The organism is Bradyrhizobium sp. Rc2d, from assembly GCF_900099855.1.
GTDB lineage: Bacteria > Pseudomonadota > Alphaproteobacteria > Rhizobiales > Xanthobacteraceae > Bradyrhizobium.
This window is the reverse complement of record NZ_FNCU01000009.1, coordinates 52,125-78,738: the sequence shown is the minus strand read 5'-3', so window position 1 is coordinate 78,738 and position 26,614 is coordinate 52,125. Positions and strand designations below refer to the sequence as shown.

Below are 26,614 nucleotides of genomic sequence, written 5' to 3'. Positions count from 1 at the left end.
TATTTCTTCGCCAGACCCTACATCCAAACTGGACTTGCCGGACCTGGGTGCTTGATCTCCTATGCCGGAAGCGTGTCCTCATTGGATTGTCCTACACATCGATCCTGCGTGCGAGCCGCACCGCGCGCGGCAGGCATATGACGGTCACCTTGCTCGCGCCAAAGGGAGCAGCGCTATATGCATCTTCTGCGAGGTAATATCCCAAGTCTTCATTACGGTTCAGACTCAATTGATCCAATAGGTGACGATGGCGGCGAGGTACACGGCAGCCAAGAAGTCTCTCGCAAGTTTGTCGTAGCGAGTTGCAACGCACCGGAAATCTTTGAGCCGGCAAAAGCAGCCCTCGATAACATTGCGCCCTCTGTAGGCGCGTTTGCTGAAGCTGTGGAGGGGCACTCTGTTAGATTTGTTTGGAATGACGGGTTTCGCACCGTGACTGATAGGGCACTCGGCAATGGTGATGACTACTGGATCTAGTAGCTTTGTTGTTCCCCGGCCGGAGCTAATGGTTAGAGCCGTTTTGACAGACACGCCTCGCGCACCAAAGTGCGCGCCGGGACAGGAGAAACTCGATGCAGTTGATCGCGCCGTGCCGCACATCTCTTGCGCTGATCCTGTTTGCCTGTGGGTTAATGGAGAGCGCGCGGGCCGCAGATCCGCCTCCGCCCACCCAGGTCACGACGCCGGCCGGCCAGAAGGGTGGCGCCGGCCAAACACCGGGTATGCCGTCGCCGAGCGAGCAGCATCGCCTGCCGCCGGACTCCAGTACTAGGCACACGCTTGAGCTCCCTGGGCGAACGCTTTCTTTTGTCGCGACCGCCGGCTCCATCCGCCTGTTCGACGACAAGGGCGAGCCGCAGGCCGACATCGCCTATACCTCCTATCAGCTTGACGGCACCGATCGCGGCACGCGCCCGGTAACATTCTTCTTCAATGGCGGACCGGGCTCATCATCGGCCTGGCTGCAGCTTGGCAATGCCGGACCGTGGCGGCTGCCGATCAATGCTGACGAGGTCACGCCATCGACATTTCCGGAGGTGAGGCCAAACGCGGAAACTTGGCTCGATTTTACCGATCTGGTGTTTCTCGACCCCGTAGGCACCGGCTACAGCCGTTTCGTGGCGACCGGCGATGATGTGCGCAAGCGGCTCTATTCCGTTGAGGGCGACGTCAACTCGCTCGCTCTGGTGGTCCGCCGCTGGCTCGAAAAGCATGACCGGCTGTTGTCGCCGAAGTACATCGCGGGTGAAAGCTATGGCGGCATTCGCGGGCCAAAGGTTGTCCGCCAATTGCAGCTGCGGCAGGGCATAGGCGTCAAGGGTCTGATCATGGTCTCGCCACTGTTCGACTACAGTGCCCACAGGAGCTTGCTGCAATACGTCGCAAGACTGCCAAGCTATGTCGCGACCCGGCGTGAAGCAGAGGGTCCGGTAAACCGAGCCGATCTCGCCGACGTGGAAGCTTATGCACGCGGCGAGTTTCTGGTCGATCTCATCAAAGGCCAGGCCGACAAGGAAGCGACCACGCGTCTGGCCGACAAGTCCGCGGCGCTGACTGGCATCGACCAGGCGGTCAGTCGCAGGCTCGCCGGGCGCTTCGAACTCCCCGAGTTCCGCCGTGAATTCGACCGTAAGAACGGCAAGTTAATCGGCAATTATGACGCCTCGGTGCGTGGCCTCGATCCATATCCTGAGTCCGATTTCCACCTTTCCGGCGATCCCTCGAGCGATACGCTGTTGGCACCTCTGACCAGCGCCACTGTCGATCTGCTTGCGCGCAAGCTTAACTGGCGGCCGGACGGGCCCTATGAGCTCCTCAACGACACGGTCAGGCGGGCCTGGGATTTCGGCCGCAGCCCTCCGGAGTCACTTTCGGAGCTGCGCCAGATCCTGGCGACGGACCGGAACATGAAATTGCTGGTCGCGCACGGCCTGTTTGACCTCGTCACGCCGTATTTCGGATCACAGATCGTGCTCGATCAATTGCCGCCATTTGCCTCCACACCGCGTGTCAAACTCGTCGTCTTTCCGGGGGGCCACATGTTCTATTCACGAGAGGCCTCGCGCCGGGCTTTTCGTGCAGAAGCCGAAGCGATGATGAAGTAATTCGATCACGAGCCTGGTCACAAGCAAGCTCGCGTTCACCCGAACGTACAGCGCTGGCACAGCGCTTGCTGATGCGTCACCAGCTGAATGGCAAAGTGGATGTCTGCGAGCCACGCACGGCGTGCTGTCATTCCAACCCGGGTGACCTGGTGGCTCGTCTGCAGAAGAGCGAGGATGGTGTACGAAATGATAGTAGATTTGGCAGCGCTGCCGCAGGCCACCGCGGCGCTTACAATCGGTTCCCCGGCTCCTGCGCTCGCGGTTGAGAGTTGGGTGCGCGGACGGCCGCTAGCGAAGTTTGAACCTGGCAGAGTCTACATCGTCGAGTTCTTTGCAACCTGGTGTGGGCCGTGTGCGAAGGCGATGTCAGGCCTGGTGCAGCTACAAGAGAAATACCGGGATCGTGCGGTTGAGGTGGTCGGCGTAGCAGCTGCAGAAAGAGGCCCAACCGCTGATGCGGCTAAAGCGAGGTTGGACAAATGGTTGAACGCAAAGGTCCCCGACCTGAACTACAGGATCGCGCTCAACGATAGTGGAGAAATGAACAAGCTCTGGCTGAAGGCGAGCACCTCTCCCACCATACCTGCCTCCTTTGTGATCGATCGTGACGGTCGAATCGCGATGATAGATCACCCGTCGCGCCTCGATGATCTCTTGCCCAAGATTCTCGAAGGCACGTGGCGGGATAGCAAGGAAGCTGAGCTCGAAGAAAGGCGCCGGATCACTCAAAATGAACAGGTTGCGCGCAGATTTGCAATGCTGGACGAACTCACGTCAGCCATGAAGGCCGAGAATTGGGCTGGTGCGCTTTCGATCATCGAGCAGGCTCTTCGTGCAATGCCTGACGACATCACCTTACGCACGCAACAGGTGGATGTTTTGCTTCATAAAATGCATGACGTTCAAGGGATCTCGGTCATGCGCAAACTGGTTCGGGATGCGATCGACAGAAATTCGGAACTTTGGATGGCGTACGCAATCCGCGAACTCTTTGATCCATCTAAGGATAACTCCGACTTTCCATCGGCCGAGCGCCTCGCTATCGGGAAAGACTTGTCGGAGCGTGTCCTCAAGCTCAACCCTCCCGCCGGTACCGGTTTGAAAATAAACTCGTATGAGGCGGTCGCTCAGTATTATTACGCAATCGGCAACAAGGAGCGCGCTATCGAATTGGTGGAGCTGTCGCTGAGGTCGCTCGGCATCGAAGTGGACTGGAAGGAGCATGCGGCGTCGCGATTGGTTCAAGCGCTGGCCAACTACAAGAGTGAGAGGGTCTGCTATGGCCGATTTTGTGCAAGTCCAGAACAAGCGGTTACTGAGGCTAATCGGCGGGGTAGCAGTACCGATGGAGCGCCATGACACGGGTCCATGACGACGCGGCGGTCTACCCTCCCGCCGGTCTTGTCGGAGGCAGATTTTCAAATTGCGTCGTTCTGCAATCGACAGAGCGGAAAGTGACTTCATCTGTGTCTCCCGAGTTGGTCAACACAGGGATTGTCTCGTGCTGCTGAGCCGGAGCTGATTGGACTTCGACGCAGTGAGTTGCTCTCGGGGTGACGAAGTATCGTTCCTGTATCAAACCGGTAATGGATTCTCCGTTACTCAGTAGACCTGCTCATCCAGGCTGCAGATCTCCTGTTGGGACTTGCCTCTACGAACGCAATCTCTCCCTTCTTGTGCTTTGCATAGGTCTCGGCGAACCCGGGCGGGAACCAGCGATTGCGGGTTGATTTGCCAGCAAGCGATCGAGAGCTTCGGGCAACGACGTTGGCAGCCTGCAGTATCCACGCTGTGCCGGATCAAGAAGTGAGAGGTCCTCGGTGGTTGCATCAGATGTCGGCAGTTCTTCTTCAATACCCTGCACCCCCGCGTGTACGATTGCGGCGAGTTGCAGGTGCGGGCTCGCGGTGGCGTCGGCAGTGCGGAATTCAAAATTGAACTGGGCCGCTTTGGAAATATCACTCAGATCGGAAACGGAGCAGATCCGAACTGAAGCCTCGCGGTCGCGGAAGCCGAGATTATTGAAGGCCGCGCTCCAGCGAAGCTGCCTGTTGACAGTGGAATGTAGTCCCCAAAGGCATTGCGCCAGCCAAGGTCGGTTCGTGCTGTCGAGGTTACGTGCCCAAGCTGAAGGCTGTTAGTGGTGCGGATGCCGACGGTGGAGAGAGTCGTTTCCATTGTGTCGGTGCGAATATCAAGGATCGCTCCGCTCCATCCCTTCTTGCTAAAATCGTCTGTTATGCCCGAACATAGGCGAGATTGGGCTCGACCTAGGAATGGTCGCTGACGTGAGCCTTGTAACCCACCTCTCCGAAGATCTGGAAGGTGCGTGCATCGTAATCGGAGCCAACGTTGTACCTTCGATATTCGCGTCGTACACCTCATGATGGGCGTTAAAAAAAGAGCTGCCGCCCAACAACTGCAATGACAGATTGTTGCGTCCGACGATATTGCCATCATAGCGAAATGCAAAGCTTGGGTCTGGCTGCCCTGTAGAGTGACCACTCGCATCGGGTGTCATACCGAACGTCAACTTTGTTAGCCGCGGCGCACCGTTCCCATCAACCTGGGCGTAATCTAAACAGACGTGCCCTGACAGCACCGCCCCACGCATCACGTTGATCTGGCCCACATAAGCCGTTGTTCGACGTGTACGTCGCCGCACAGTTGCCAGCCAGACGTCCGGTCAGGTCGAACGTGCTGACCAGCGGACCAGTGATGTCATCGAGGATTGGGGCCGGTTCATTGCCCGCGGTGTGAATGTACGAGCCACGGTACTCGACGCGATTCCCTAACACGTTGTTGCCGAAATCGAAGCTTGCGGCGATGCCATGGTTGCCGACAGCCTGCACGTCGCCACGCTGGGTGAATGTGTGATTCTTGCCGTAGAAGAACATGGCGGCGCGCCCATTGGCACCGTCCGCATCGACGCGAGTGCCGGGCAGGATTGCTATTGAATTGTTTCCGCCGTCGACGCGGATGCCGGCGCCCCTCGACGCCGCGTGAAAGCAGGTCGGCGCGCTGAACCACCGTATTGTTGCTGCCGTACACGTGCAATCCCAGTCCGAGCGTGGCCGTGTTGTCGGTATTCGGAAGGTAGGCGGTACGACCGGCGTTGCGGCCGAAGAAGGGGTTGTCGTTCACCAGATTCTGGCCGCTGCCGTACAGTGAGTAGCCGAAGAAATTGCGCCGATCGATGGTGTAGCCGAGGTCCTGAAGCGCGGCGAGCTCCGCCTCCATCAGATTGGTGTAGGTCCGGTATTTCTGATGGCTCATCAAACCGTTTTTGAGCTCGATATGCGACATGCCCGTCGTCCATCGCAGCGGAATACCTGGCATGGCACCGGCCAACACTTCACTCACATTGCCTCCCACCGAAATAGCTTTGATCGCGTCGCAGGTCGAAAACGTCGGCAGCTGGCGGGTTCGGGCATTCTTGGGAACAATAAACCGCCCGCCCCGGCTGAGCCGGCCACGTACAAAAACTCACCACGGCAAAGCCGAAAGCGGATTGCCATTTACTGCAAGCGAATTCGCGGTAAGCCGCAAGAGGCAGATGCCGAGCGCTTCCTGGTGGTGGGCCGCATCGTCGTGAACGGAAGCATACGCGCAGGAAAGCCGTCCTCGTGAAACTGGACTACAGCCGGCGGGCCGAACCGATTTTGACGTTGCCTGGGTATCTCTTCCAATCCAAGCCTGCCGAGTAGCGGCTGCGACCGTGTTTCTCGTTCGCACGATTCGATTGTCAGCCTTGAGACCAGTGTCAGGAAGCTGACGCGACACACTCTTACGAAACTTCTGCGAAATGTACGAATTCAGTTCGGCACGCGGTTTGCTTCGTTCGGAACATCATCACCAATCGTCGTGCGGTGATCTTCGGGACGGCCCTGGCGCGCGTGTTACCGCGTGTCTGGTCTGCTCCGACGATCTGTCGTGCGGCGATACTTAAGGAGCCGGGTCGTGAACTGGGAAGTGCAGGGCAAACTTTGATGCGATCGAGAATTATTTTTTGTGGTGCGACAACAATTGCGCTCGTCGCAAGCAGCGCAGCCAAGCCGGCGGACCTTGAGCCACAACTTAAACTGCCACAGGCGGTGTGGAACTGGTCTGGAGGCTATATTGGCGGGCACGCCGGCGGCGGGTACGGCCGCACCTCCTTCAGCAATCCATACGGTCCATCAATCTATGGCGGCATCGTCGATACCCCGGCGTTCCTTGCAGGTGGCCAGATCGGCTACAACTGGCAGAACAACAGCTGGGTGTTTGGCATCGAGCTGGACGCCAGCGGTGCTGTCTCTGACGGCACAAATACATGCCTTGCCCCTTCGGGATTCGTTGTGAGCGCAAACTGCAAGGCAGGTCCGAGCCTCTTTGCCACCGGCACCGGTCGCGTTGGTTACGCCTTTGGCGCGCTCGGGCACACGCTGGCCTATCTCAAGGCAGGCCTAGCCTGGCAAAACAATCGGGGCGACGTCGTCAACAACTTTGAAGGCGGCGACTTGCCACAGGAGAAAACCCATTTCGACTATGGCCGGGTCGGTGGCATCATCGGGCTGGGCGTCGAGCAAGCCCTAACGCCTGCATGGTCGGTGAACGTCGAATATGACTATCTGCATTTTGGCGGGCCAGGTGTCGCGACCGCTTCGACAGTGCAGTTTCCGCCGTTTGCAATTCTGCCGGCGAACACAACCAACCTGTCCAGCAACTATCACATCGGAAAGATCGGACTGAACTACCACTTCGGTGCGGACCCTGGGGCCGCACAATCGTCCGATATGCCGCTGTACGCGCAGTCAGCCGGCACCGTACCACCCATTCCTTACGCGCCCGGCTGGTCCTTCGAAGGCGGCTCGCGGCTCTGGCTGAGCCGGGGACGATTCCAATGGGATCACAGCGCATTTCCGTATGGCTGGCCTGAAGACCCCAGCGTACTGGGATCGAGGCTCACCTATCATGGACTGGACGGACTTTCCGGGGAGTTATTCGGCCGTGTTGATAGTCCATGGGGCGTGTTCTTGAAGAGTATCCTTGGCATCGGGCGCTTCAACAAAGGAAAAATAAATAATGAAGATTGGATACCCGAGGATGGATTGTCCTACATCAACAACCTTTCAGGCCAGTCAAACGGAAGATTCACTTATTACACGGCTGACGTCGGTTATGATTTCCTGCGCAGGACCGACTACAAGGTCGGCGGATTTATAGGCTGGACCTATTACGGCCAAAGCTCGGACTCGACCGGATGCATGCAGGTGGCTAACCCGCTGGATTCATGTTTGCCACCGGGTGACAACAGGGTCATCGGCGGCGAGGATACTCAATGGAATGCGCCCCGGATCGGCCTGAGCGCCGAAACCATGCTGACCGAGCGTTGGCGTTTGAGCGCCGACGTCGCCTACCTGCCATGGACCGATTTCAAGGGGCGTGACTATCATCTCTTGCGCGACAAGACCACCTTTGACGAGCAACGCGGCAATGGTGGTGGCGGAGTCCAGATTGAGGGCGTGTTGTCCTACTTCCTCACCCAGAACATCAGCGTCGGGGTCGGTGGCCGCTATTGGGCCATGTGGACCAAAAAGGACAGCGACTCTTTGTGCAGCAGCAGCGGCTGCGTCGGTGACCCGCGCATGTTTGCGAAGTATAGTATGGAGCGCTGGGGTACGTTCTTCCAGGCCTCCTATAAGTTCGATTGAAAGGCCCACCAAAGCCAAGCTCCAGATTCCTCTCGAGCCATCCGAAGCCGGCTGGTGAGCATCGACGTCGGCGCCAGAATTGGCGCCGATGCCATTGGTATGGCGCGACCACGGCTCTATATAGCGTCGACCGCAAGAGTGGAGACGCGATCTTGACCATCGAGCGCAACAGCGCCTGCGCGCGTCCCAAACACCATCGCGACGGACAACAGAATACTCGTCAATCTATCGATCAGCTGCGCGTCATCGCACGAGGAGTTGCGGTGGGCTGATCGAGGATCTCCGCAATGTGCTAGATGAGCACGGGCCGATCCTCCTGCGTCGGAAGGCCAGTCGGCAGCGGATAGACGGTGTGAGTCCCGAGCGTTGCGATGGATGCCCCTAGCATACCACTAGGAGGCCACGCTCCAACTCCGATCCGCGGATCGAGCCGCTAGACTTGTCGCGCTGGCCGTTCTTTGAGGCTGCCGCTGTCCGTTAAGATGAATATCCAACGCGCAAGCGCATCCCGAAAAATACACCATCGGGATCGCCGTCCGGTGGTTCATCCCTGAGATCACGAAAGTCGGATGGGCGACCTCTGTACCGGCAGATCAGCGCGTTCATCAGGATCTCCACGGCGCGTCGGACTTCGGCAACGGAAGCCCGCCGCAGGCTGGCCGGCCAGCACTTTCAGGACGGTCAGCTGGAAGGAGACCTGCCGTGTCTCCGAACGGCTGTGTGTTTGTGCAGTTCCCCTGTAGTGGATCGACGTCAGGCGCGCATCGTCAACAACATGGCGCCGCTAACGTCAACTAGATTGGCTAACCCCAAGCGCCGGCGCCCCGGGATTTGACGTCGCCGCGCCGCATCAAGCCAATGCGGCTTTGCTTACACCGGCCCTCGAAGGCTCACGGATCAGCGTAGCAGAAATAGACCTGCAGCCGCAGCGCAGCCGGCCAGTATGGTCCACAACGGACGAACCCGCTTGTGCGAGCACCTTCATGAGCTACATGCATCACGCCTGGACAGGGGAGCACCAGCCCGTGCATTATCAGCTGCGACGAGCCGTGCGGCGTGCACTTCCCGGCGTGTTGGTCACGAGCGTACGTTCGGACCGTTCGTGGCCCGCTCGCAGGAATATCTTTCCACGCCCACATTGCGGCCGGGCTGGCAACTCCTGTAACTCTGGCGGCAGTGATCTGTCGACGGCTTCAGGAGATCAAGGCTGTCATGATTGCGAGACCGCCTCATGGCTAGGCGGTCGAAAGGCCAAACGGTTCGGCGCGCCGTGACAAGGCATCGCCGGACAGGTGCGAGAACACGCTTGCAGAGAGCAGTTTCCGGAGACCAGTCGGATCAGCCAACCCGGAGATCCTCAGCTGACATCTTGCCCGAACGCCCGGCCTTGGGCTGATAACTTACCCGGGCCCCCTCTTCGAGTGTGGTGTAACCGGCCTTTTCGACGGCACTGATGTGCACGAAGACATCGGGACCTCCGTCCTCAGGCCTGAGGAACCCATAACCTTTGGTCGAATTGAACCACTTCACAATACCCATTGCCACGGCGGCATCTCCATAGTGAACCGTTGTGATCTAGCGAAGAGTCTCCCGTCTATCAAGACGGGCGGCAAGCGACGCCCGGCGTCGCTGCGCAGGTCACGTGCTCGTTTTTTTGTCGCGTGACTCTAGCTGCCGCGACGTTGTGCAAACGATAGAAAGCGCCCTGTCGTCGACGGCACTTCGCTTCAAGGCTTCAAGATCCGCGTGACGTTTTGACCTTCGCTTCACTCGTCGCGCGCTACCGGCTTACAGAAGAGTTGCAGAGCCTCGAAACGCCGCGCTCATCCCAAGCCGAGCTAGAGCGGATGGGTTTGATCGACGTTGAACAACAGGGCGGCGGTGAACTCCTTCGCGCAGCCTGGAGCAGGATCATCAATCCGCGGCATGCCTGCATTGAAGATACGTGACATGCTTTCTCAAGCACGAAGACACTCGCAGGGCTGCGCTTTGGCTGTTCGCCTTTGCATGTCAGCCGCACGCCGGGCCATTTCGGACGAACAGGGGTCTGCCGAGACAATCCTCAGGGAAGCGCATCTGGCAACTTACCGCCCGCTCGTCATGTTGTGTTTGGGAAGCCAGGAAACCCGCTCGCCACAGGTGGAGGCTGTTCAAACCGGTAACTTGCGCATCTGACGAGCTTCATCGCGCCGCCGGCGACTCGTCAGCCTCTCGCGTTGGGCTCGATGAGTTCAGCTGAGCAACGTGAAGACGTTGAGATAACCACTTGTCTCGATTTTACCCGCTTCGATCAGCCGTCCACCGAATTACTCAGAACAAAGCCGCCTCGATGCATAGGTGAATTCAAGGGCGAGTTGACGCGCATATTCCATGAGATTGGCCGCGGCGCTGTGTCCCCCATCGATGTTCTCATAGTAGAAGTAAGGCTGGCCCAGCGCGGCGAGCTTCGCGGCAGCCTTGCGGCCGTGCGCTGGATGCACGCGGTCGTCCTTGGTGGAGGTCAGAATTAAGGGAGCGGGATAGGTCTTGCCCGCCACCAGCTTCTGGTAGGGCGAGTAGCCTTCGATCCACGCACGCTGCTCGGCAATGGCGGGGTCACCGTACTCGCCGATCCAGGAGGCGCCCGCGCTCAACTTGGTGTATCGAAGCATGTCAAACAACGGCACCTGGATGATCGCCGCGTTGAAGAGCTCGGGACGTTGGGTGATTGCGGCGCCAACGAGCAGGCCGCCCTGGCTGCCGCCAATCGCGCCTAGCCGGCGCGGACTTGTGATCTTCCGGCGGATCAGGTCCTCGGCAACGGCAATGAAATCATCCCATGTCGTCTGCTTCGTTGCCGCCTGGGCCGCTTGATGCCATTGCGGGCCAAACTCGCCGCCCCCGCGCAGATTCGCAACGACATAAGCATTGCCTTGTTCGAGCCATAGCCGCCCCACCGGTCCCAGATAAGAGGGCAGAAGCGGAATCTGGAAGCCGCCATAGCCATAGAGAAGTGTCGGGATTGCGCCGTCAAACCTTGCGTTCTTCGGTCGCACCAGGAAGTAAGGAATTGACGTGCCATCACGCGAAGTGGCTTCGAACTGCTCCACGACATGGTTGGACGGATCGAAGGCGGCAGGTGTCTTCTTCAATTCCTCAAGGCTTTTGGTTTCGGCATCAAAATACCAGACTGACGTTGGTCTGAGATAGCTCGATACGGTGAACATGGCCTGGTCCGCTTGATCGAAGGCGGCTGACAGGCTGACATTTGTATGTTCCGGCAGTGGGATCGGCGTCGCCGACCAAGCTCCCTGATCGTACTTATAAACGAACGCTTTGCTCTGAACGTTGTCAAGCATCGTCAAGATCAACAAATTCTTTGTGGCGCCTAACTCGCTCAGGGCCTGGCGGGGCCCAGGTTGGAAGACAAGCGAGGCTTTGGCGCGCAGCGGATCCTGTTTCCATTGGGCCAGGTCATACGAAATCAGCGATCCGGCGGCGAACCTGATATCCCCGGGCGGCGTCCATTCTTCGTCAAGCTTCACAAGCAGGCGACCACCCACTAGTCCGATCATCGCGGCCTTCTTCGGCAGATTGAGCTTGACGGGCCCATCGGGGCGGAAGACCACATACTCGTACTCGAAAGAGCTGATCACGCGAGTCGCGCCCGTCACATGAATATGACCCTCGCTGTCACGAAGCACGAAGGGATGCGTCTGAACGTCGGTGGGCTCACCACGAAAGATCTCGCGAGCCTCACTGAGCGGCTGAGCGCGTTTGAGCTCCTTCACGACAAAGGGGTAGCCGGCTTGCGTCAAAGTCCCCTCGCCCCAGTCCCGTGCAAGAAGGAGTGTGTCACCATCGACCCAGCTGACGTGCTGCTTGCCCTCTGGAAGATAAAAGCCGTCCGCAACGAAGGTCTTGGCGTCGCGGTCGAACTCTCGCATGGACGCGGCATCCTTGCCGCCATCGGAAAGACCAATCAGGCAGAGGCGCTCTTCAGGCGGAAGGCAACTGGCACCTTGAAAGACCCAATTCCTGTTCTCGGCGACGGCCAAGGCGTCCACGTCGAGGATGGTCTCCCACTGTGGGTCTTGGCTACGATAGCTCTCGAGCGTGGTGCGCCGCCAGACGCCGCGCACCTGGTTCTCGTCTCGCCAGAAATTCTCCAAACCGCGCCGTTCCAATGAAACATATGCGATCCGATCCTTGGCCTGCAGGATGGACAGCGCCTGTTCGTAGAAGCGCCGATAGCGGGGGTCTGACTGGAGCACGCCGAGCGTCTTCTCGTTCTCGGCGCGAGCCCAAGCCAATGCGCCTTTTCCTTCGATGTCCTCGAGCCAGAGGAATGGATCATCACTGGCGGCTCCAGCCGTTTGCTCCTGTGAAAGCGCCGTAGAGGTGGCGCGGGCAGCCGAAGGCCGCGCGGCGGAGCGGAGTGACGTGTTCATGGACTTTCTCCCGAAGAGGTCGAAGGGCTGCGCTCGCAGGCCTGGCGCGTCAAGCACAAGCGGCGGAAAGCACGCACGCATGACATAGCGCTTGCGCTATCTCGCGGACCACTCATTGCAAACTGCGTGCCGACCAAAGCCGCAAGTTTCAGCCGCTCCGGCTGCAGCACCATGTCCGCTTCCCGACACTGGTTGCCAAGCAGACACCGACAGCGTGTCGGCCGGATAGTCCGTCAAACGGCACCGGTTTTTCGATTTCAGCGGCCAAGAATGCGCCCCCGCCTCCAATCGCAACGCTTTTCGAGCGAGTTCATTTGGCAGACTTGTCGACGGGGGTCGTCATGATAAAGAGCAGCGCGTTTCTCAGAGTGCACTCAAGACGATGAGGGCAGAAGCACCGACTACGGCTCTAAGTCGCAACGCGTCTTAAGGTCGAGCCCCTAGCCAAACGGGTTCAAGCGCCGGGTCAGGTTCAATCTTTCGATAAGATGACGAAACGAAGCTGTCATCAGCAGTTCTTATGGTCGCTAGGGTCAGGCTCAAATGATCCTGAATCTACCGGTGGCAACGGGCCCACGAGCCCGTGGTCCTTCATCGAAGCGTACCACGCAAAGGACGAAGGGGCGAGATGTCGATAGAGAGCCCGGCTGCAGGCGGAGCAGCTTGGCAGGCGCGAGGCGAGTGCGAGCCATGCTGCTCTGTTTTAACGGTGCTGTTGCGGCCCTCCATTGCAACAGGTAGCCGCCACTTTCCGGCGCGGAACGACCAACAGTTCGCTGATGCCGACGCCACTTGCAGAAGCGTCGTTTACGGGTACGGAACAACGCGTTGGCGGCACACCTCCCGTTCCATTATGGATCACTCGCGTGATACCTTGATGCAGCTCGTTCAACATTCCCGGTCATCATCCAGGCTTGCGCAACCTGCAAGAACCGCGTCAGCGTTAAAGATCTGGATTGTTGCTCTGTGCTGCTGCAGAACAGCGTAATCTGCCGTGCTGCGCTCCTCGTCTGCTCAGTCCTCCCCGGCACCGGGCTCTTCTTCGGGACGACCGCTGAGCGAAGCTGTGGGTATCGGCAGATCCCAGAGTCTGCCCTGTGTGTGCATCAGTCGGGCCTCTAGCGCCTCATAGGCCTTCTTCTCGTCTGCATAGGCAGCCTCCTTCAGGGCGACATCCGCGGGGTCGATCTCGTTATAGGTGGCCAGCGCCTCGGCATGGTTCCGGTACAGCGGCATCGAAGCCACGTTGGTCCAGCCGCGACCGAGAATAAGGCACTGATCAGCCGGAACGGTGACACGGCTTTTGTCCAGCTCCCGGACGTAGTCCGCCGACCAGTCGTGGATGGTATAGGATTCAATCTTATCCATCATCGACCGCCAGCGCTTGACACGCTCCTCAAGCGGCATGTTGGCCGCTCTTGAAATAGCATCTGCGATTTCTTTGGGATCATTTGGATCCACCAGCAGCGCCTCGTCCTCGTTGAAGTCTTCAGCCGCCCCCGCAAACTTCGATAGTACCAGAACGCCGGGATCCTTCGGGTCTTGGGCAGCAACATATTCTTTCGCTACCAAATTCATGCCGTCCCGCAGCGGCGTGACCACACCTACAAGTGCCTCGCGGTAGAGACGCGCGAGCGCAGCCTGGCTAAACGAGTCATTCGTGTAGTGGATCGGCCTCCACTCGTCGGTGCCATGCTCGTCATTGACGTGGTTGATCGCATTCTCCACGTCCTCCTTGTACTTCTGATACTCGTCGACGTCGGCGCGCGAGGACGGGGCGATCTGTAACAGCGAGATGCTCTGCGGCTCCTTCGTTAAAAGCTCATTGAACGCTTCGACCCGTTTATCGATGCCTTTCGTGTAGTCGAGCCGGTCTACGCCGATGGCAAACTTGGCGCCTTGGAAGTTTTGCAATAATGACGAGACTTTTTCTTCCTCTGCAGGAGAGAGGTCTGCCGCAAGATACGCTGCGAACTGCTCGGGATCGATACCGATTGGGAACTTTTGAAGTCGCGTCTGGCCACGTTCCGTGGTCACAACGCCATCCTTGCTCTCCAGCCCGAAATGGGTTCTCAGGCAGGCCAGGAAATTGTTCAGATCCCGGTTCGTCTGAAAGCCGAGCAGATCGTACTTCAGCATCGATTTCATCAGTTCGCGATGGTTGGGTACGCACTCTATCATGTCGGGCGTGGGCCATGGCGTATGGAGGAAAAAGCCGGTTGGCCGCTCAATGCCGAGATCATTCAGCTCGGCCCCAAGCGGGAGCAGATGATAATCATGCACCCAGAATGCGTCCCTATCTCGTACGTCGAAAGCCGCGCGCGCGATGAAGTCGTTGATCCTTCGATAGCTGCCATAATCCTCTTCCGAGCCCGACATCCGGTCCGGCAGGGAGTGCAATGCTGGCCACAGTGTTGAATTCGAATAACCTCGATAGTAGCCAGGATGGTCCGCGGCCGGCAGATCGAGCCTGGCGACGTGGCCTGCACCAGTCGGCACCAGTGGCAGGGGCCGCTCGATCCCGTCGCCGCGGGTCTCCGAAGAGCCTATCCAAACCGCGCCGGAACGTTCCACCACCGGCTCGAGAGCCGCGGCGAGCCCGCCGGTCTGGGGTTTATTGGGGTCGAAGGGTGCAACGCGGTTCGAAATGACGACAAGCCTCAGATCGGGTTGCTGGTTGACAGCATCAAGGCGATCCTCCACCTCGTCCGATACAGTAGGATCGGAAGGACCTGCACTAGCGTGTTGCTCTTGCGGTCTCTCGTCCAGGTGCTGGTCAAAGGCCGCTTGACCTATGGTTTCATCTTGCCGAGTGGCCGCTGATGTGCTGCCGGAGTCTAACGTTGCCGCATCGAGCGTGTCTTGGATTCGAACCATCTCGCAACTCCGTTTGACGATGTGTACGTTTGGTGCAGTCGCAGATCAGCCCCGAGATATCTCCACTTCGCCAGGATGGTAGGTCTAGCTTTCGAGAAGCTGACCGGCCCAGCAAAATGGAATGAGCTGCGGGTCGGCTGTTATCGAGCTGCAGGACGAAGTCGACCCAAAGGTTCACCTCTCGGAGGCAAAACGGCGCCTTGTCGCGCGCTCGTCAGCGGGCGAGTAGCTGGCTAACCTCAATCCCCGTTTCCGCACGAATTTATCACACGGCACGGCTCGGTTGCGTTTCGGCTTCGCATTGGTTCACATCTTTGTCGAAAACGAAGGCCCGGATCTCTCATCCGAAAGGCCGGCTTTGCGGCTTCGCTCCCTGCTGCGCCGCAAAATGCCCATGGCAAGGCCCCTCATCCCTACTTTGATAGTGGTATGCGACAACACCCATCCAAGTTGGGCCTTTGTCACGGAAGATTTCCTCGTATTTTTCACCCTCGAGGATTTCCTGCGCGGAGTGGTCATCTCGCGGCGAAATTCGTCACAGGCTGGGAGGTGGTTATGCAGTACGACCGAATAGATGCCCGCATTCTCGAGATCGTGCAAAAGAATAATCGTCTGACTTCAGATGTGATTGGCGAGATGGCCGGGCTTTCTCCTACCGCGTGCCAACGACGGTTGAAGAGACTCCGATCGGAGGGCATCATCCAGGCCGACGTGTCGGTTGTATCGCCAAGGGCGGTCGGACGACCTATTCAAGTGCTTGCACTGGTAACCTTGGAGCGGGAAAGCGCCGATATCATCGATAGGTTTAAAAAAGCCATCAAATCATCAATCGACGTCGTCCACGGCTTTTACGTCACGGGCGATGCCGACTTCGTCCTGTACATTACCGCGCGGTCCATGGAGGAGTACGAGGAGTTCACGCGGCGCTTCTTCTACGAAAATCGCGACATCAAGGGCTTCAAGAGCATGGTTATATTGGATCGCGTAAAGGTTGGATTTGCTGTTCCGGTTGAGCTTCCCCCAGACGATTGATCGCACTGATGCGGGCGATCGTCTCGCGCCCGCAATCAAGGTGTTGACCTGACCGTTCCACCTCTGCGGTGGCTTCGTAGGACCTCAATCAGGGATAGCGAGAAAAGACGCTCGTAGAGCCCGGTCACACTGCAATGTCGTGGACGCAATCATCGTATCGCTAGCGACAAGATGCAAAAGCAAGAATGTGGCGCGTTGAGTCCGAGCCGGAGCGAGCGCCACCATTCGCTTAGTCGAAATTCGTCGAAGACAGGCCCCTCAACGCGTGATTTGGGCGCGGTTGAGTTACTCGTTGCATCAATCAAGATGAAGAGGTTGCTATAGTTCGTAATCACGTTCTCGTTACGGTCAGGCGCAGGCTAGCAAAAGCCTCCTGCCAGGAGAGGGACCCATGACCGATCGCGTGCCTGCCGTCCTCGAAGTGCTTGACTGCTCTCAAGATAGAGCTCTCAAGCAGCTGCCCGGCACACGACAGGAGCCTCTGCGCTCTCTTCCGGTGCGTCCTGCGAAACGGCCCTTTGTGAAGAACGTCATCTTGGCGCGTCTTTCTATCCAACAGCTTGCGGCAATAGGGGAGTGCCTCGAGCCGGTCGTCTTGAAAGAACGGATGGTTCTGCAAGAGCCAAAAAGGCCGGTCGAGCACGTCTACTTTGTAGAGAGCGGCCTCGTCTCGCTCAGAGTTGTTGCCGCGGGCAGTATGCTCGAAACGGCAGTCATAGGCTATCGGGGCGCGGTCGGCACTTCTTTCTTGTGGGGAGGACATCTTTCAACCCATCAATCTGTCGTCGTCTTCTCCGGAAGCGCGCACAGAATTCGCGTCGAGGATCTTCGTCGGATCATGAAGGCGCATCCCGAGATCAGAGACCATCTGTTTGAGTACGTGCAAGCGCTGACATTTCAGTGCGTCCAGACAGGATTGTGCGGGGTTCGGCACCATCGTGAACAGCGCCTCGCGAGCTGGATTTGCCTTGCTAGTGAAGCTGTTGACGCCCGCGTGCTGCCAGTCACCCACGATTACCTTTCCTCGGTGCTGGGACTGCGCCGCGCCGGGGTGACCGAAACCTTGATCCGGTTCGAGGAGCAAGGGCTGATTCGCAAGATGCGGGGCGTCTTGCAGATCGATGAACCCAAATTGCTCGAAGAGAAAGCATGCTGTTGCTACAAGCTCGTCTCAGCTGCCTATGCCTCCTCATCAGTCCGCACTCTCGGCGAAGAACAGGCGAGCTAGCAACTCGCGACTGGTGTTCTGCGTCCTCTCGATTCTTGTGACGCGAAGTTGAGGCAATTCCCCACCGGGAAAGGCCACGTCACAAATCAATTGTTCCCGTTGCGCCGTGTAGCTGGCGGTGGGTAACCGATCGCCGGCGATACGCGGGTTGGTCAGCTTGCGGGGTTGTCGCGACGCTGAAGCGTCGTCGTTCAGCCGCGAGATGCGGTCCGGCGATTAGCGGGCCACGCTGGACAACCGGACCCGCGTTCTGCTCGAGCAGGATCGCTGGATGGGCGCAACGAAGGCGGAAAGCTACTGGGCGCGACATCCACACTTCGCTCCAAAAAAGCGCTGCGGTTAGAACATTCACTTCCCCCCATGGTGCATGCACCTTCGGGGGCCCGAGTTCATTCGAAAGCACCCGGCGCACCCACGTCGGAGAGGCGGCCTCGGGTGCAGCCCAAACTGGGGAAGCGGTAGCCGCGTCCAAGCGTCCAACGCCTTCGGCAGACATAGGACTGACCTCGCGAGCCTCCAGAGAGGCGACTTTTCGACTACCGCAGAGATCGGGTGTGGCGCGCACACATGGCAAGAGTGTTTGGCTTTCTTCCAATTGGACACGGGCAGCGCGGGACCGGATCAGCGGATTGAGAGGGTGATTGTTCTCCATGCGTAAAAACGGACGGCCAGCTCCTGCACTGGACCGACACTCCGCATGACCATCTCATTGGTTGCGAAGCTGACCTTGGCGAGCGCCGGGCCGGACCACCCGTCGTCTGCAGCCAGCGCCGGTCGTTTCGATCGTCAGAGACCGTGAACGGGACGCAGCGCTGCACCGCTGGCCAGCCTGATGCTTACTTCCGAAATAGACGGGTAAGCTTCTTTCCGCCGAGCGGCGCGCACGGCCGCAGATTCAATGCGTGCACCGTCCTTTGAGCAGAATTCCGGCTTCACACAACGCTTCATATGATGCGACGTTTACCTCTCGATCGACCACGGTAACAAGCCACGGGTGTTGCGGAAAGTCATTGAACACTGTGCGAGGGAGCGCAGCGCGACGCGATCATCGTTCGTCTGCCACCCCGTTTGCGCCGACGAGGATGTGGGACGGCGGCATCGTGAAGGACGCGAGTGCCGGCAGTGGATCAGGAACGAGCGTGCCGTCACCCCCACCTGGCATACCAGCAGCTATCGTGATCCGAAGGACAGACGGTTGCCCGACCGCGTGTCCTTGGGGCGGCCACTCTCCATCTCGCGACAGCGTTGCCGTCTTTATCAACTATGCGCCGAAGGTGAACATCTTCGCTTCCGAAATCAAATGAAGACCTGCAAACAGCCGGAGTGGTGAGGACGTATTAAAGCCCTTAAGCATCCACCGCATCGTCTGGCCCCAAATCAACAGCGACACCCCGCAAGCACACACACGGTATTTTTCGCCGTTGGCGCGCTCGGGCAGCGCATCCTCGCGAAACCCTCTTCTCTTCTCAGAACTGATAGGAGAACTCCGTTCCCGTTTGAGCTATTCCTTCCAGGTTGATGAATACTTGCCACCCAGCGAAGGCCACAGCCGATTGGCGGCCAATAGCCAAGCTTTGAAGTCGTTGATGCTGGTTCTCGAATGCCGCGATGTGAGTAGCACGAAAAGTCAACAATCGCTTTACGATCGCGAGCCGGAGCACCTCCGCTATGGATTATTCCACATGAATGTGAGCTGTCATCTCACCGAAGGGGCATGCTGATTCAGGTCCTCGATTCCCCTTCAAGTGACTGTGCTCCGCCGATTGTGTTTGTCGGCAGAAATCGGGCCGGTAACTGGGTTGCCCGTGAACAACGGGGCGCGTTTGGCGGGCTTTTTATCAACCGCGCTGAAGCTCTGAAATACGCTCTCTTCAAGAACGGACGCCATCCAGAGAGCATCATCGAAGTGACGCGTGAGATCGAGCTCGATATTCCCAGCCCGTGAACTGCAGAACATTAAGGATGTGACCGTTCTTCTGCACCTGCTGCCCTGTCGAAGCCGGGCCACTCGTTAATCGTCGCAGGACCAACCGCGGCCAGCCGATTTCTTGAGCGTGCTCACTTCAAGCATTCAATTAGGCAGCTCAGAGGCCTTCCGGGCAGATTCTGTCGGACGACAATCATCGGCCAATCATTGCCTCCGCTCGATGAGCGTTACATCGTTATGCACCTGAACATGAGCCGTCCTGACTCGTTCCGTGCGACGACATAAGAGGAGAACTCCAAGGACGCGCCATCGACTGTCCATCTGGAACAGTTTCACTACGTAAGCATAACGCCAAAGAACTCGTCGGTTTCATTGCATCGCGCTACCTTGAGGTGGAACGCGTTCGCGGGCTTCACGCCATCTCATCCGCAGCGATACGTTCCATTGATGCGTCACCTACCAGTTCTCGCAATTGATCACAACGTTGACACTGGGATCCGACCGGCCGTCGAGCCTTCAACAGCGTTATGCGCCGATGATCTCACCTCGCCTAGTGGTCCGCGGCGCCCCGCAGTGACGATCGGCGACGAAATAGAAGCACGCCCTGTTCATCGTAACAACGCCTGTATTATGGCTATACAGCTGCGGGCGCGTAATTCGCTTCGCATTCCGCCGGAGCAACCCACAGTCGCCCCTTACATTTCGCTCTGCATCAGCGGCAACGGAACCGCGGCCGCTACTCAATAAGACGCAGACGCCGCGCCTTGACGACGCACTGGGTACGGCTGGTCGTTTCCAGCTTTCGCATCGCATTCTTGACGTGAAAGTTGACGGTGTTCTCGCTTACTTTCAGGATGACTCCGATGGCCCAGGATGACTTCCCCTCCTCGACCCATCGCAAACACTGTTTTTGCCGTTCCGACAGCACAACCTCTTGCATATTCGCCATGAGTTTCTCCTGGAGCCGAGAGGGCGTGGCATGAGATCAGCAAATGCCGTACCAGTCAGTAGCACCGCAAACTCTCGCAGCAGGACAAGATCTTGGGAGATTGCCGGTTCACTTCTCCGGAGACTGCCATCCAACTGCAGCCATATCGACGGGATTGCGACATATGTCGAAAACGCAACAGCAGTATTTACGACAACCGTAGCAGTCGATATTTGCTCAACATCTGTGTGAGCTGGATATCACCCTTGGCCAGGCGTTCCTCCTGCAAGGGTGAATGCTCTGTGAAGGGCCGTAGCACCCGGCTGGCGAGCCGAGATCCTTCATTTGCACCAAAGCTTTCGTTTCCAACGTGTCGGCTCCGATCCACCCATCACAACAGCCCCGCGTTCGGCGCCATGCTATGGCGATAATGCAAGCTTTTACGTCCCAATCAACTACCAACGCTGGTCATTGATCGGCATCACAACAAAAAGGTATGAGCAGTGCGGTTTGCGCCAATCGAAGGCCGGCCTTCAGGACTTCTGTATGAAGGATCAATCACAACCCAATCGGCCCAACGCAGGTCATCAATGCACTCGGCCGTCGCCTGTCGAAATACTTCGCGCCCAGGTCTGCTCGAATGGTGAGCTCTCGTTTCTGATGGAAGCGCATGACGGCCTGTCCGCTACAATCGCCCAGCGCTCGGGATTCAAGGGGCTCTGGGCGTCCGGTCTGTCGATTGCCTGTTCTCTAGGTTACCGCGACGCGAACGAAGCCTCGTGGAGCCAGCTTGTCGACGCCGTTGAGCGGATCGTGGATTCAAGCCAACTTCCGGTCCTTGTCGACGGAGATGGCGGCTTCGGGAACTTCAACAATGCCCGCCTGCTGGCTCGCAAGCTCCGTGAGCGGGGCGCCGCGGGTGTTGCACTGGAAGACAGCTGTTTTCCGAAGATGAACTCGTTTGTTGGGGATCGGCACCCCCTCGCCGATATCGACGAATTCTCGGGCCGCCTCCGGGCAGTGAAGGATACGGTCGCAGACGACTTGGTTCTGGTGGCAAGGATCGAGGCGTTGATCGCTGGGTATGAGATGGACGAAGCACTTTTGCGCGCTCACGCCTACGCCGACGCGGGAGCCGATGCGATCCTCATTCATTCGCGAAGGAGCACCGCGGACGAAATCCTTTCGTTCGCGCGCGCCTGGCAGTGCACATTGCCCGTCGTGATCGTTCCGACGAAATACTACCGAACGCCGATCTCTGTATACCGTAAAGCCCGCATCTCCACGGTGATCTGGGCCAACCACTCCATGCGAGCGGCAATAGCGGCAATGCGGCAAGTCTGCCGTCGCATCATCGCTGAGGAAAACACCGCGAGCGTTGAGCCGAATATTGCTACTCTCGACGAAGTCTTCGAACTTTTGAAGTACGACGAACTCGCCCGTGCGGAAGCGTTATATCTGCGGCCCGACGCTGAATTGCGCAAATAGGGTTTCGTCGACACAGGAGCATATTCGTTGCCGAAGACCGGACCGTCCTGGACTTCCTGCTAGCTGGCCAGGTGCGACTTCAATCTGAAATGGCTTTCGTTGTACTGAGATGTCCTTAGATGGCGTAGCACGCCTCACTCGGCCGAAATACGCATTTTGCCATCTGGACAGCAGCTCGAGGTACCGGATCCATGGCCTCCCTCCTCTTTGGAAAAGGACCGACGAGGACCATTTGTCTGCCTTCGCGCTTGGGGTTCATTTTCAAGGCTCCGGCAGGCTTGATTTCGCTTCAGCAAGCATACGCTGCGGGCGAAGACACTCGTCGGTGTTTCACCTTAGCGGAGCGACGAAAAGGAACTAAATGGTGATCGATGCTCCCAAGAACGCCGTTATTCTCGCCGCTGGCTGCGGCTCTCGCCTGCGTCCTCTGACAGATCTAAGGCCGAAGCCGCTCATCGAGGTCAATGGCACTTCGATTCTTCACAACGCTTTGCGCAATCTGGAAACTGTCGGCGTGGAAGAGGTGACGATCGTCGTGGGTTACCGCAAAGACGCCATTCAGTATGCCTGCGGCAGCCGCTTTGGCGGGCTCAGAATCAAATATGTCGAGTCGACTGTTTTTGACCGCACCGGAAGCGCCTATTCTTTGTGGCTGGCGCGCGACGCTCTTCTCTCCGGAGACTGCTTTCTTCTCGAGGGCGACGTCTTTTTCGAAGAGGATGCGTTGCGATACTTGATTATCTGCGGGGGGACTGACGTGGCTGCAGTCGTTCCCTTCGATGATTCCATGGAAGGATCAGCCGTTCTGTTGTCGCAGAACGGCTCCATCTCAGGCTTTCGAATGAAGCAAACGGCGTCAAATCTTGTTGCGGATGGCCCAAAGCTATTCAAGACGATGAACCTATTACGTCTCTCGGCGCCGACACTCAAGGCAACGATCGTTCCGACGCTGGACGATATCATCGCTGCCGGGGCTAGGCAGACCTACACCGAAGAACTTTTGGGTTATCTGATAGAAAGACGAGGTTTACAGCTCGCAGCGGCGCGATGCGATGGCCTCAGCTGGTACGAAATTGATAACGCTGAGGATTTGCAAATTGCCGAGCGCATTTTCAGGAACCGAATGAACGCCTACACGCCGACACGTGATTTGCAGACTAGGTGAGAGTCCAATGCTAAAATACCTTTGGGATCCAGCGAACGCCATAACAATCACAGGTCTCCTCTTTTCCTCCACCAGCCTATTTCTTGCTCTCTCTGAGCGCCTCGAGCTATCTGTGGCAGTAGCGCTTTGGGCTGTTCTATCGGACCACCTCGATGGGTTTGTGGCAGGTCGTACGAAGGGTCGCGATCCAGATGTTGCAAAGATGGGAGCGAGCCTCGACGGGTTTGCCGATATTGTCTATGGAGCCGTTCTGCCTGCGGTAATTGTGGTACAAGTCAGCCAAGCCTCACCGCTCGCCCTTGCGACCGCAACCATGCTACTGGTCGCTGGTGCAGTAAGGCTTAGCTACTTTGCGAACTTTGGCCGGTCGTGCGATGAATGCTTCTTAGGCGTTCCCTTGTCGTACGACGTGCCGTTCCTGGCGCTCTTATTTCTTCTTAAACCTCTCATTCCTGCTGAAGCATTTTCTGACGTCTTGAGCATTGGCTTCTTGCTGCTCGCTATGGCGCATGTTGCGCCTGTTCGTGTGCCACCACTCAGCGCAACAATGTATGCGGCAATAAGCATCTTCGCAGTCGCATCATCGGCGGCTTTGGCCAGTCGGTCCCTTTGATTGCGGATGGAAGTATGATCCAGCGAGTGAGCTGCTGCGTGTTGCAGGCTTCCCTACCATGCAGGTCACGTGATGACGTGTAGTCTCGCCAATCGCAATGTGCGCGTACCAGTTGCCGGGCAAATTTCCACGCGAATCGGCGCAGACCGATGGTCGTTCGCCGTGAGCTAGTCGAGAGAACGCGATCGTTCTGGAATTTTCGTCGGCCCTGAAACGTTTCAGCTGGTCTCACTCATGAACAGCACTGCACAAATCAACGTACCGCTTAGGTCGGATGACGTCTCTGATCTCGTCAACCGATTCCCCGGCGGCTATTGGAAGTATGACATCAAGGACTTCGTCCTTCTGGTGAATCCATATTTTCCGCCGCAAGCGTTCCTTGACGAACTTAAGGACGCTCTACCGCGGCTTATCACCTGCTATCCCTCTCCTAATGTGCAGATGCTTCAGCTTCTTGCGGATGCGGTGAAGATTCCGGCGCATAATCTTGTCATTTGCAATGGCGTGGCTGAACTGATTCCCATCCTTCTTGGTCGACTGGGTATGAGGATTGCGGTCCCGGTCCCAACCTTCAATCCCTATGAAACCACCGCCTTGCCTGGGCGGTTGTCGCGATTTATCCTGCCACCACCAGATTTTGAACTCGATGTGCAGGACTATGCAGCGTTTGCGCGTGCAAATGGTGTCGACGGCGCGGTCGTGATATCGCCGAACAATCCAACTTCGCGGATCGTTCCCTATGCGGATTTGCTATATCTCGCTTCCGCGCTTCGAGCTCAACAGCAACTCCTATTGATCGATGAGTCATTCATCGAGTTTAGTGAGGTCGGACGAAGTGCGAGCCTGGAAAATCACTTGCTCGAATTTCCCAATGTGATCGTTCTCAAAAGCCTCGGAAAGATTTACGGGACATGCGGTTTGCGGATCGGGTATGCGGCATCGGCAAATGCACAGACGATGAACGAAATTAGAGCTGCCCTGCCCACGTGGAATGTCAACACGTTTGCGGAGTTTTTTCTAAGCAAGCTTCCTCACATGGCGCACGCGGCAAAACAGAGTTGGATGAGGGTGGGCAGCGACAGGGACAAATTGTACGCAGACCTGCGCAGCATCGACGGAATGAGAGTTCTGAAGCCAGATGCAAATTTCGTGTTCTGCGAACTCCCGCCCCATTTTCCGGATGGGGACGTGATAGCCTCAAAACTTTTAAAAGATAGACGGATATTGATCAGGCACAATGGCGGCAAGACGCTTCAGAATGGCAAACGATTCTTGCGCATCGCAAGCCGCACTGAAGACGACAATATGCTTTTGGTGGAAGCACTGAAAGTCATTTCGGTTTGATGTGATGCAGTGCCCCTGGGGTCAGCGCATAAGTTTCGCGCTCCATCGAATTTTTCGACGAATTCCACCATCGATCACGGACCGAGGTACGCAACGCGACTACCCCCCTTGATGAGGTCTGCGGATCGACGCTCATTTTATGTCAGGTTGCTGGGAGGAGCTAGACGTCTGCAGAATCAAGATAGACGGCCTCGCCGACCTGCACGCGACGAAGGTGCTGCCGGTATGCGCCGCTGCTGGTCTCGTATATCTTCTCAATCGTACTAGGCAGGTCCTCTCCATCATGGATAAAGACCTCTGCGAGGGCACGACCGGTCATCGTTGCCGGCCGCGAGAGGCCCAGAAGACCGAGCACCGTCGGCGCAAAATCGCAAATACTCGAGGGGACTTGTGAGACGAAGTCGCCTTTGATCAGCGGTCCCGCCAAAATGCCGACCGACGACATCTCCTTGACATGCAACCCGCCGTGCACTCCGAAGCCGACAGGCCCATCCGCACTCCAAGTGCGGCCGCTAAGGCCAAATGGATCGAGTCTGTCATCCGACCGGAACGAGAACAGGATGTCTGCCGATCGGGCATGGTCGGCGAACACCAAATGGCGGGCAAAGCTGCCCGGTGCAATGCCATCGACCGCGCCACCCGCGGTGAACACCGGCCCACACCAGGGCCTTTCGATCATCGCCCCGACCGCGCGGCGGATAACGATTTCGGATGGCTCGGTGAGGTAAATTGCTCCGACCTGCCCAGGTATGACGATCGCATCGATCCCGGCCGCCGGTGTCGGGCCGCAGCGCAGCCCGGCAGCCTCAAGCGTCTCGAATAGATCGGCCCTCGCATGCACCGTCACGTGTCCATGATCGGAGGCGGCGATCAGGTGCACGCCTTGGGACAAGCCCTCAGCCTCCCACCAATCGAACACGCGGCCAAACTGCCGATCGACAAAGCTGATTGCTTCAAGCGTCTTTGGCGCGCCAGTCCCACAATCGTGCGAGGAGATATCGGGCTCGCCGAAGGAGAGGATTGCGACGTCGGGCCGAAGCCGAGGCCAGATTACGTCGAGGAACGCTGAAGTAAGAAAGGCTTGAGAGGCAAGATCTGGGGTGCCCGTGGGCGGGGGCGCCGGCGTCGGCCCCAGCAGAGTCTCCACTTCTCGGAGCATCTCGGCCGAGGTCGCGATGCAAGGGAAGTGACCGGAGAGCGTCACTTGGCCGAACTTTCGAGCCTTATGGTTCAGCAGGCGCGTTGCCCCCGCCGAGTTGGAAGCCAGGACCGCGAAGGTCCTGCCGTTCGCCGCTAGGATCTCGCCAAGTGACGGCACACCTAGTAGATGGCCGCCGCTCGCGGCATCAAGATCCTCGATCATGCGCGCGTCACTCGTGTCGACGGAGCGCGGAATCGGCGACTGCTGGTCGAGATATGAGTTTCCAACGATGCCGTGGCGATCCGGCGTCGCGCCCGTCACGAGGCTTGTGAGCGCTATTCGTGTTTCGCTGGGATAGACGGTGCGCTGCCGGGCCAGCACCGCACCGCGGCGCTGAAGCCTGACCAGATTCGGCGTTAGTGATGGCTTGACGAGATCGGGTCGAAGCCCGTCGAACAGCACGATGAGAACCCGATTCCGGTGCGGTCGTTCGAACATGATCGTAAAGCTTTCGTCTAGCTGGGAGGTAGCGGATCCGGAGCGCCCAGGACTTGGCTGACGCGCCAGCGCCATCGACTTGGAGCGGACGCCGATCGCTAGCGCTAGCGCAATGCGGGTACGGAGCTCCCGGCTATGCTGACCA

General features: G+C 58.0%; 17 protein-coding genes and 2 pseudogenes. 10 read left to right on the top strand and 9 right to left on the bottom strand.

The window, feature by feature from the left end:
- Window positions 1-225 precede the first annotated feature (225 nt).
- Window positions 226-441 (bottom strand): annotated as a pseudogene (locus BLV07_RS13930) (IS5/IS1182 family transposase); the annotation flags it as partial.
- A gap of 131 nt (window positions 442-572) precedes the next feature.
- Here BLV07_RS13930 and BLV07_RS13925 point away from each other — a divergent pair.
- Complete coding sequence (locus BLV07_RS13925) at window positions 573-2,105, top strand: S10 family peptidase (RefSeq protein WP_176945522.1); 1,533 nt, start codon at window positions 573-575, stop codon at window positions 2,103-2,105.
- Window positions 2,106-2,279: 174 nt separating this feature from the next.
- A complete protein-coding gene (locus tag BLV07_RS13920) occupies window positions 2,280-3,464 on the top strand; it encodes a TlpA family protein disulfide reductase (protein WP_244551097.1) in 1,185 nt (394 codons plus the stop codon).
- A gap of 243 nt (window positions 3,465-3,707) precedes the next feature.
- Here BLV07_RS13920 and BLV07_RS13915 read toward each other — a convergent pair.
- The 3 genes and pseudogenes from BLV07_RS13915 to BLV07_RS48775 all read right to left on the bottom strand — a co-directional run.
- Window positions 3,708-4,146, bottom strand: a pseudogene (locus BLV07_RS13915) (glutamine synthetase); the annotation flags it as partial.
- Window positions 4,068-4,283 carry a hypothetical protein gene (locus tag BLV07_RS50325; RefSeq protein WP_502689984.1) on the bottom strand — a complete coding sequence of 72 codons (216 nt, stop codon included), beginning with the start codon at window positions 4,281-4,283 and terminating at the stop codon, window positions 4,068-4,070. The pseudogene BLV07_RS13915 and the gene BLV07_RS50325, both read right to left, overlap by 79 nt.
- A 564-nt stretch (window positions 4,284-4,847) precedes the next feature.
- Window positions 4,848-5,468 (bottom strand): hypothetical protein, encoded by a 621-nt coding sequence (locus BLV07_RS48775; protein ID WP_244551096.1) that lies wholly within the window; start codon window positions 5,466-5,468, stop codon window positions 4,848-4,850.
- Window positions 5,469-6,094: 626 nt separating this feature from the next.
- Between BLV07_RS48775 and BLV07_RS13905 the strand changes: the two genes are divergently transcribed.
- Window positions 6,095-7,798 carry an outer membrane beta-barrel protein gene (locus BLV07_RS13905; RefSeq protein ID WP_244551095.1) on the top strand — a complete coding sequence of 568 codons (1,704 nt, stop codon included), beginning with the start codon at window positions 6,095-6,097 and terminating at the stop codon, window positions 7,796-7,798.
- Window positions 7,799-9,136: 1,338 nt separating this feature from the next.
- Here BLV07_RS13905 and BLV07_RS13900 read toward each other — a convergent pair.
- From BLV07_RS13900 to BLV07_RS13890, 3 genes are all read right to left on the bottom strand, one after another.
- Window positions 9,137-9,343, bottom strand: a complete 207-nt coding sequence (locus BLV07_RS13900) for a cold-shock protein (protein WP_091886222.1) — start codon at window positions 9,341-9,343, stop codon at window positions 9,137-9,139.
- 761 nt (window positions 9,344-10,104) lie between these two features.
- Window positions 10,105-12,228, bottom strand: a complete 2,124-nt coding sequence (locus BLV07_RS13895) for a prolyl oligopeptidase family serine peptidase (protein WP_091886510.1) — start codon at window positions 12,226-12,228, stop codon at window positions 10,105-10,107.
- Between the two features lie 1,014 nt (window positions 12,229-13,242).
- Entirely contained in the window at window positions 13,243-15,105 is a 1,863-nt protein-coding gene (locus BLV07_RS13890) for an alpha,alpha-trehalose-phosphate synthase (UDP-forming) (RefSeq protein WP_244551094.1), read from the bottom strand.
- Window positions 15,106-15,660: 555 nt separating this feature from the next.
- Between BLV07_RS13890 and BLV07_RS13885 the strand changes: the two genes are divergently transcribed.
- The 3 genes from BLV07_RS13885 to BLV07_RS13870 all read left to right on the top strand — a co-directional run bounded on the left by BLV07_RS13885 (window position 15,661) and on the right by BLV07_RS13870 (window position 19,310).
- Window positions 15,661-16,137 carry an Lrp/AsnC family transcriptional regulator gene (locus BLV07_RS13885; protein WP_091886219.1) on the top strand — a complete coding sequence of 159 codons (477 nt, stop codon included), beginning with the start codon at window positions 15,661-15,663 and terminating at the stop codon, window positions 16,135-16,137.
- Between the two features lie 391 nt (window positions 16,138-16,528).
- Window positions 16,529-17,365, top strand: a complete 837-nt coding sequence (locus tag BLV07_RS13880) for a Crp/Fnr family transcriptional regulator (RefSeq protein WP_091886215.1) — start codon at window positions 16,529-16,531, stop codon at window positions 17,363-17,365.
- 1,714 nt (window positions 17,366-19,079) lie between these two features.
- Window positions 19,080-19,310 (top strand): hypothetical protein, encoded by a 231-nt coding sequence (locus BLV07_RS13870; RefSeq protein WP_091886208.1) that lies wholly within the window; start codon window positions 19,080-19,082, stop codon window positions 19,308-19,310.
- Between the two features lie 718 nt (window positions 19,311-20,028).
- Here the strand turns inward: BLV07_RS13870 and BLV07_RS13865 are convergent.
- A complete protein-coding gene (locus tag BLV07_RS13865) occupies window positions 20,029-20,241 on the bottom strand; it encodes a response regulator transcription factor (protein WP_091886205.1) in 213 nt (70 codons plus the stop codon).
- A gap of 594 nt (window positions 20,242-20,835) precedes the next feature.
- On the opposite strand from BLV07_RS13865, the gene aepX reads away from it, so the two are divergent.
- The 4 genes from aepX (at window position 20,836) to BLV07_RS13845 (ending at window position 24,830) form a co-directional block, all read left to right on the top strand.
- The gene (gene aepX, locus BLV07_RS13860) at window positions 20,836-21,708 is read left to right on the top strand and encodes a phosphoenolpyruvate mutase (protein WP_091886503.1); all 873 of its coding nucleotides are present in this window, start codon (window positions 20,836-20,838) and stop codon (window positions 21,706-21,708) included.
- A 361-nt stretch (window positions 21,709-22,069) separates the two neighbouring features.
- Window positions 22,070-22,873, top strand: coding sequence for a phosphocholine cytidylyltransferase family protein (locus BLV07_RS13855; RefSeq protein ID WP_091886202.1), 804 nt, complete (start codon window positions 22,070-22,072; stop codon window positions 22,871-22,873).
- A 7-nt stretch (window positions 22,874-22,880) separates the two neighbouring features.
- Window positions 22,881-23,486, top strand: coding sequence for a CDP-alcohol phosphatidyltransferase family protein (locus BLV07_RS13850; RefSeq protein WP_091886199.1), 606 nt, complete (start codon window positions 22,881-22,883; stop codon window positions 23,484-23,486).
- A 234-nt stretch (window positions 23,487-23,720) separates the two neighbouring features.
- Window positions 23,721-24,830 carry a pyridoxal phosphate-dependent aminotransferase gene (locus BLV07_RS13845; protein ID WP_091886195.1) on the top strand — a complete coding sequence of 370 codons (1,110 nt, stop codon included), beginning with the start codon at window positions 23,721-23,723 and terminating at the stop codon, window positions 24,828-24,830.
- A 160-nt stretch (window positions 24,831-24,990) separates the two neighbouring features.
- Here the strand turns inward: BLV07_RS13845 and BLV07_RS13840 are convergent, their stop codons facing one another.
- Complete coding sequence (locus BLV07_RS13840; protein ID WP_244551093.1) at window positions 24,991-26,544, bottom strand: alkaline phosphatase family protein; 1,554 nt, start codon at window positions 26,542-26,544, stop codon at window positions 24,991-24,993.
- Between the last annotated feature and the right edge of the window lie 70 nt (window positions 26,545-26,614).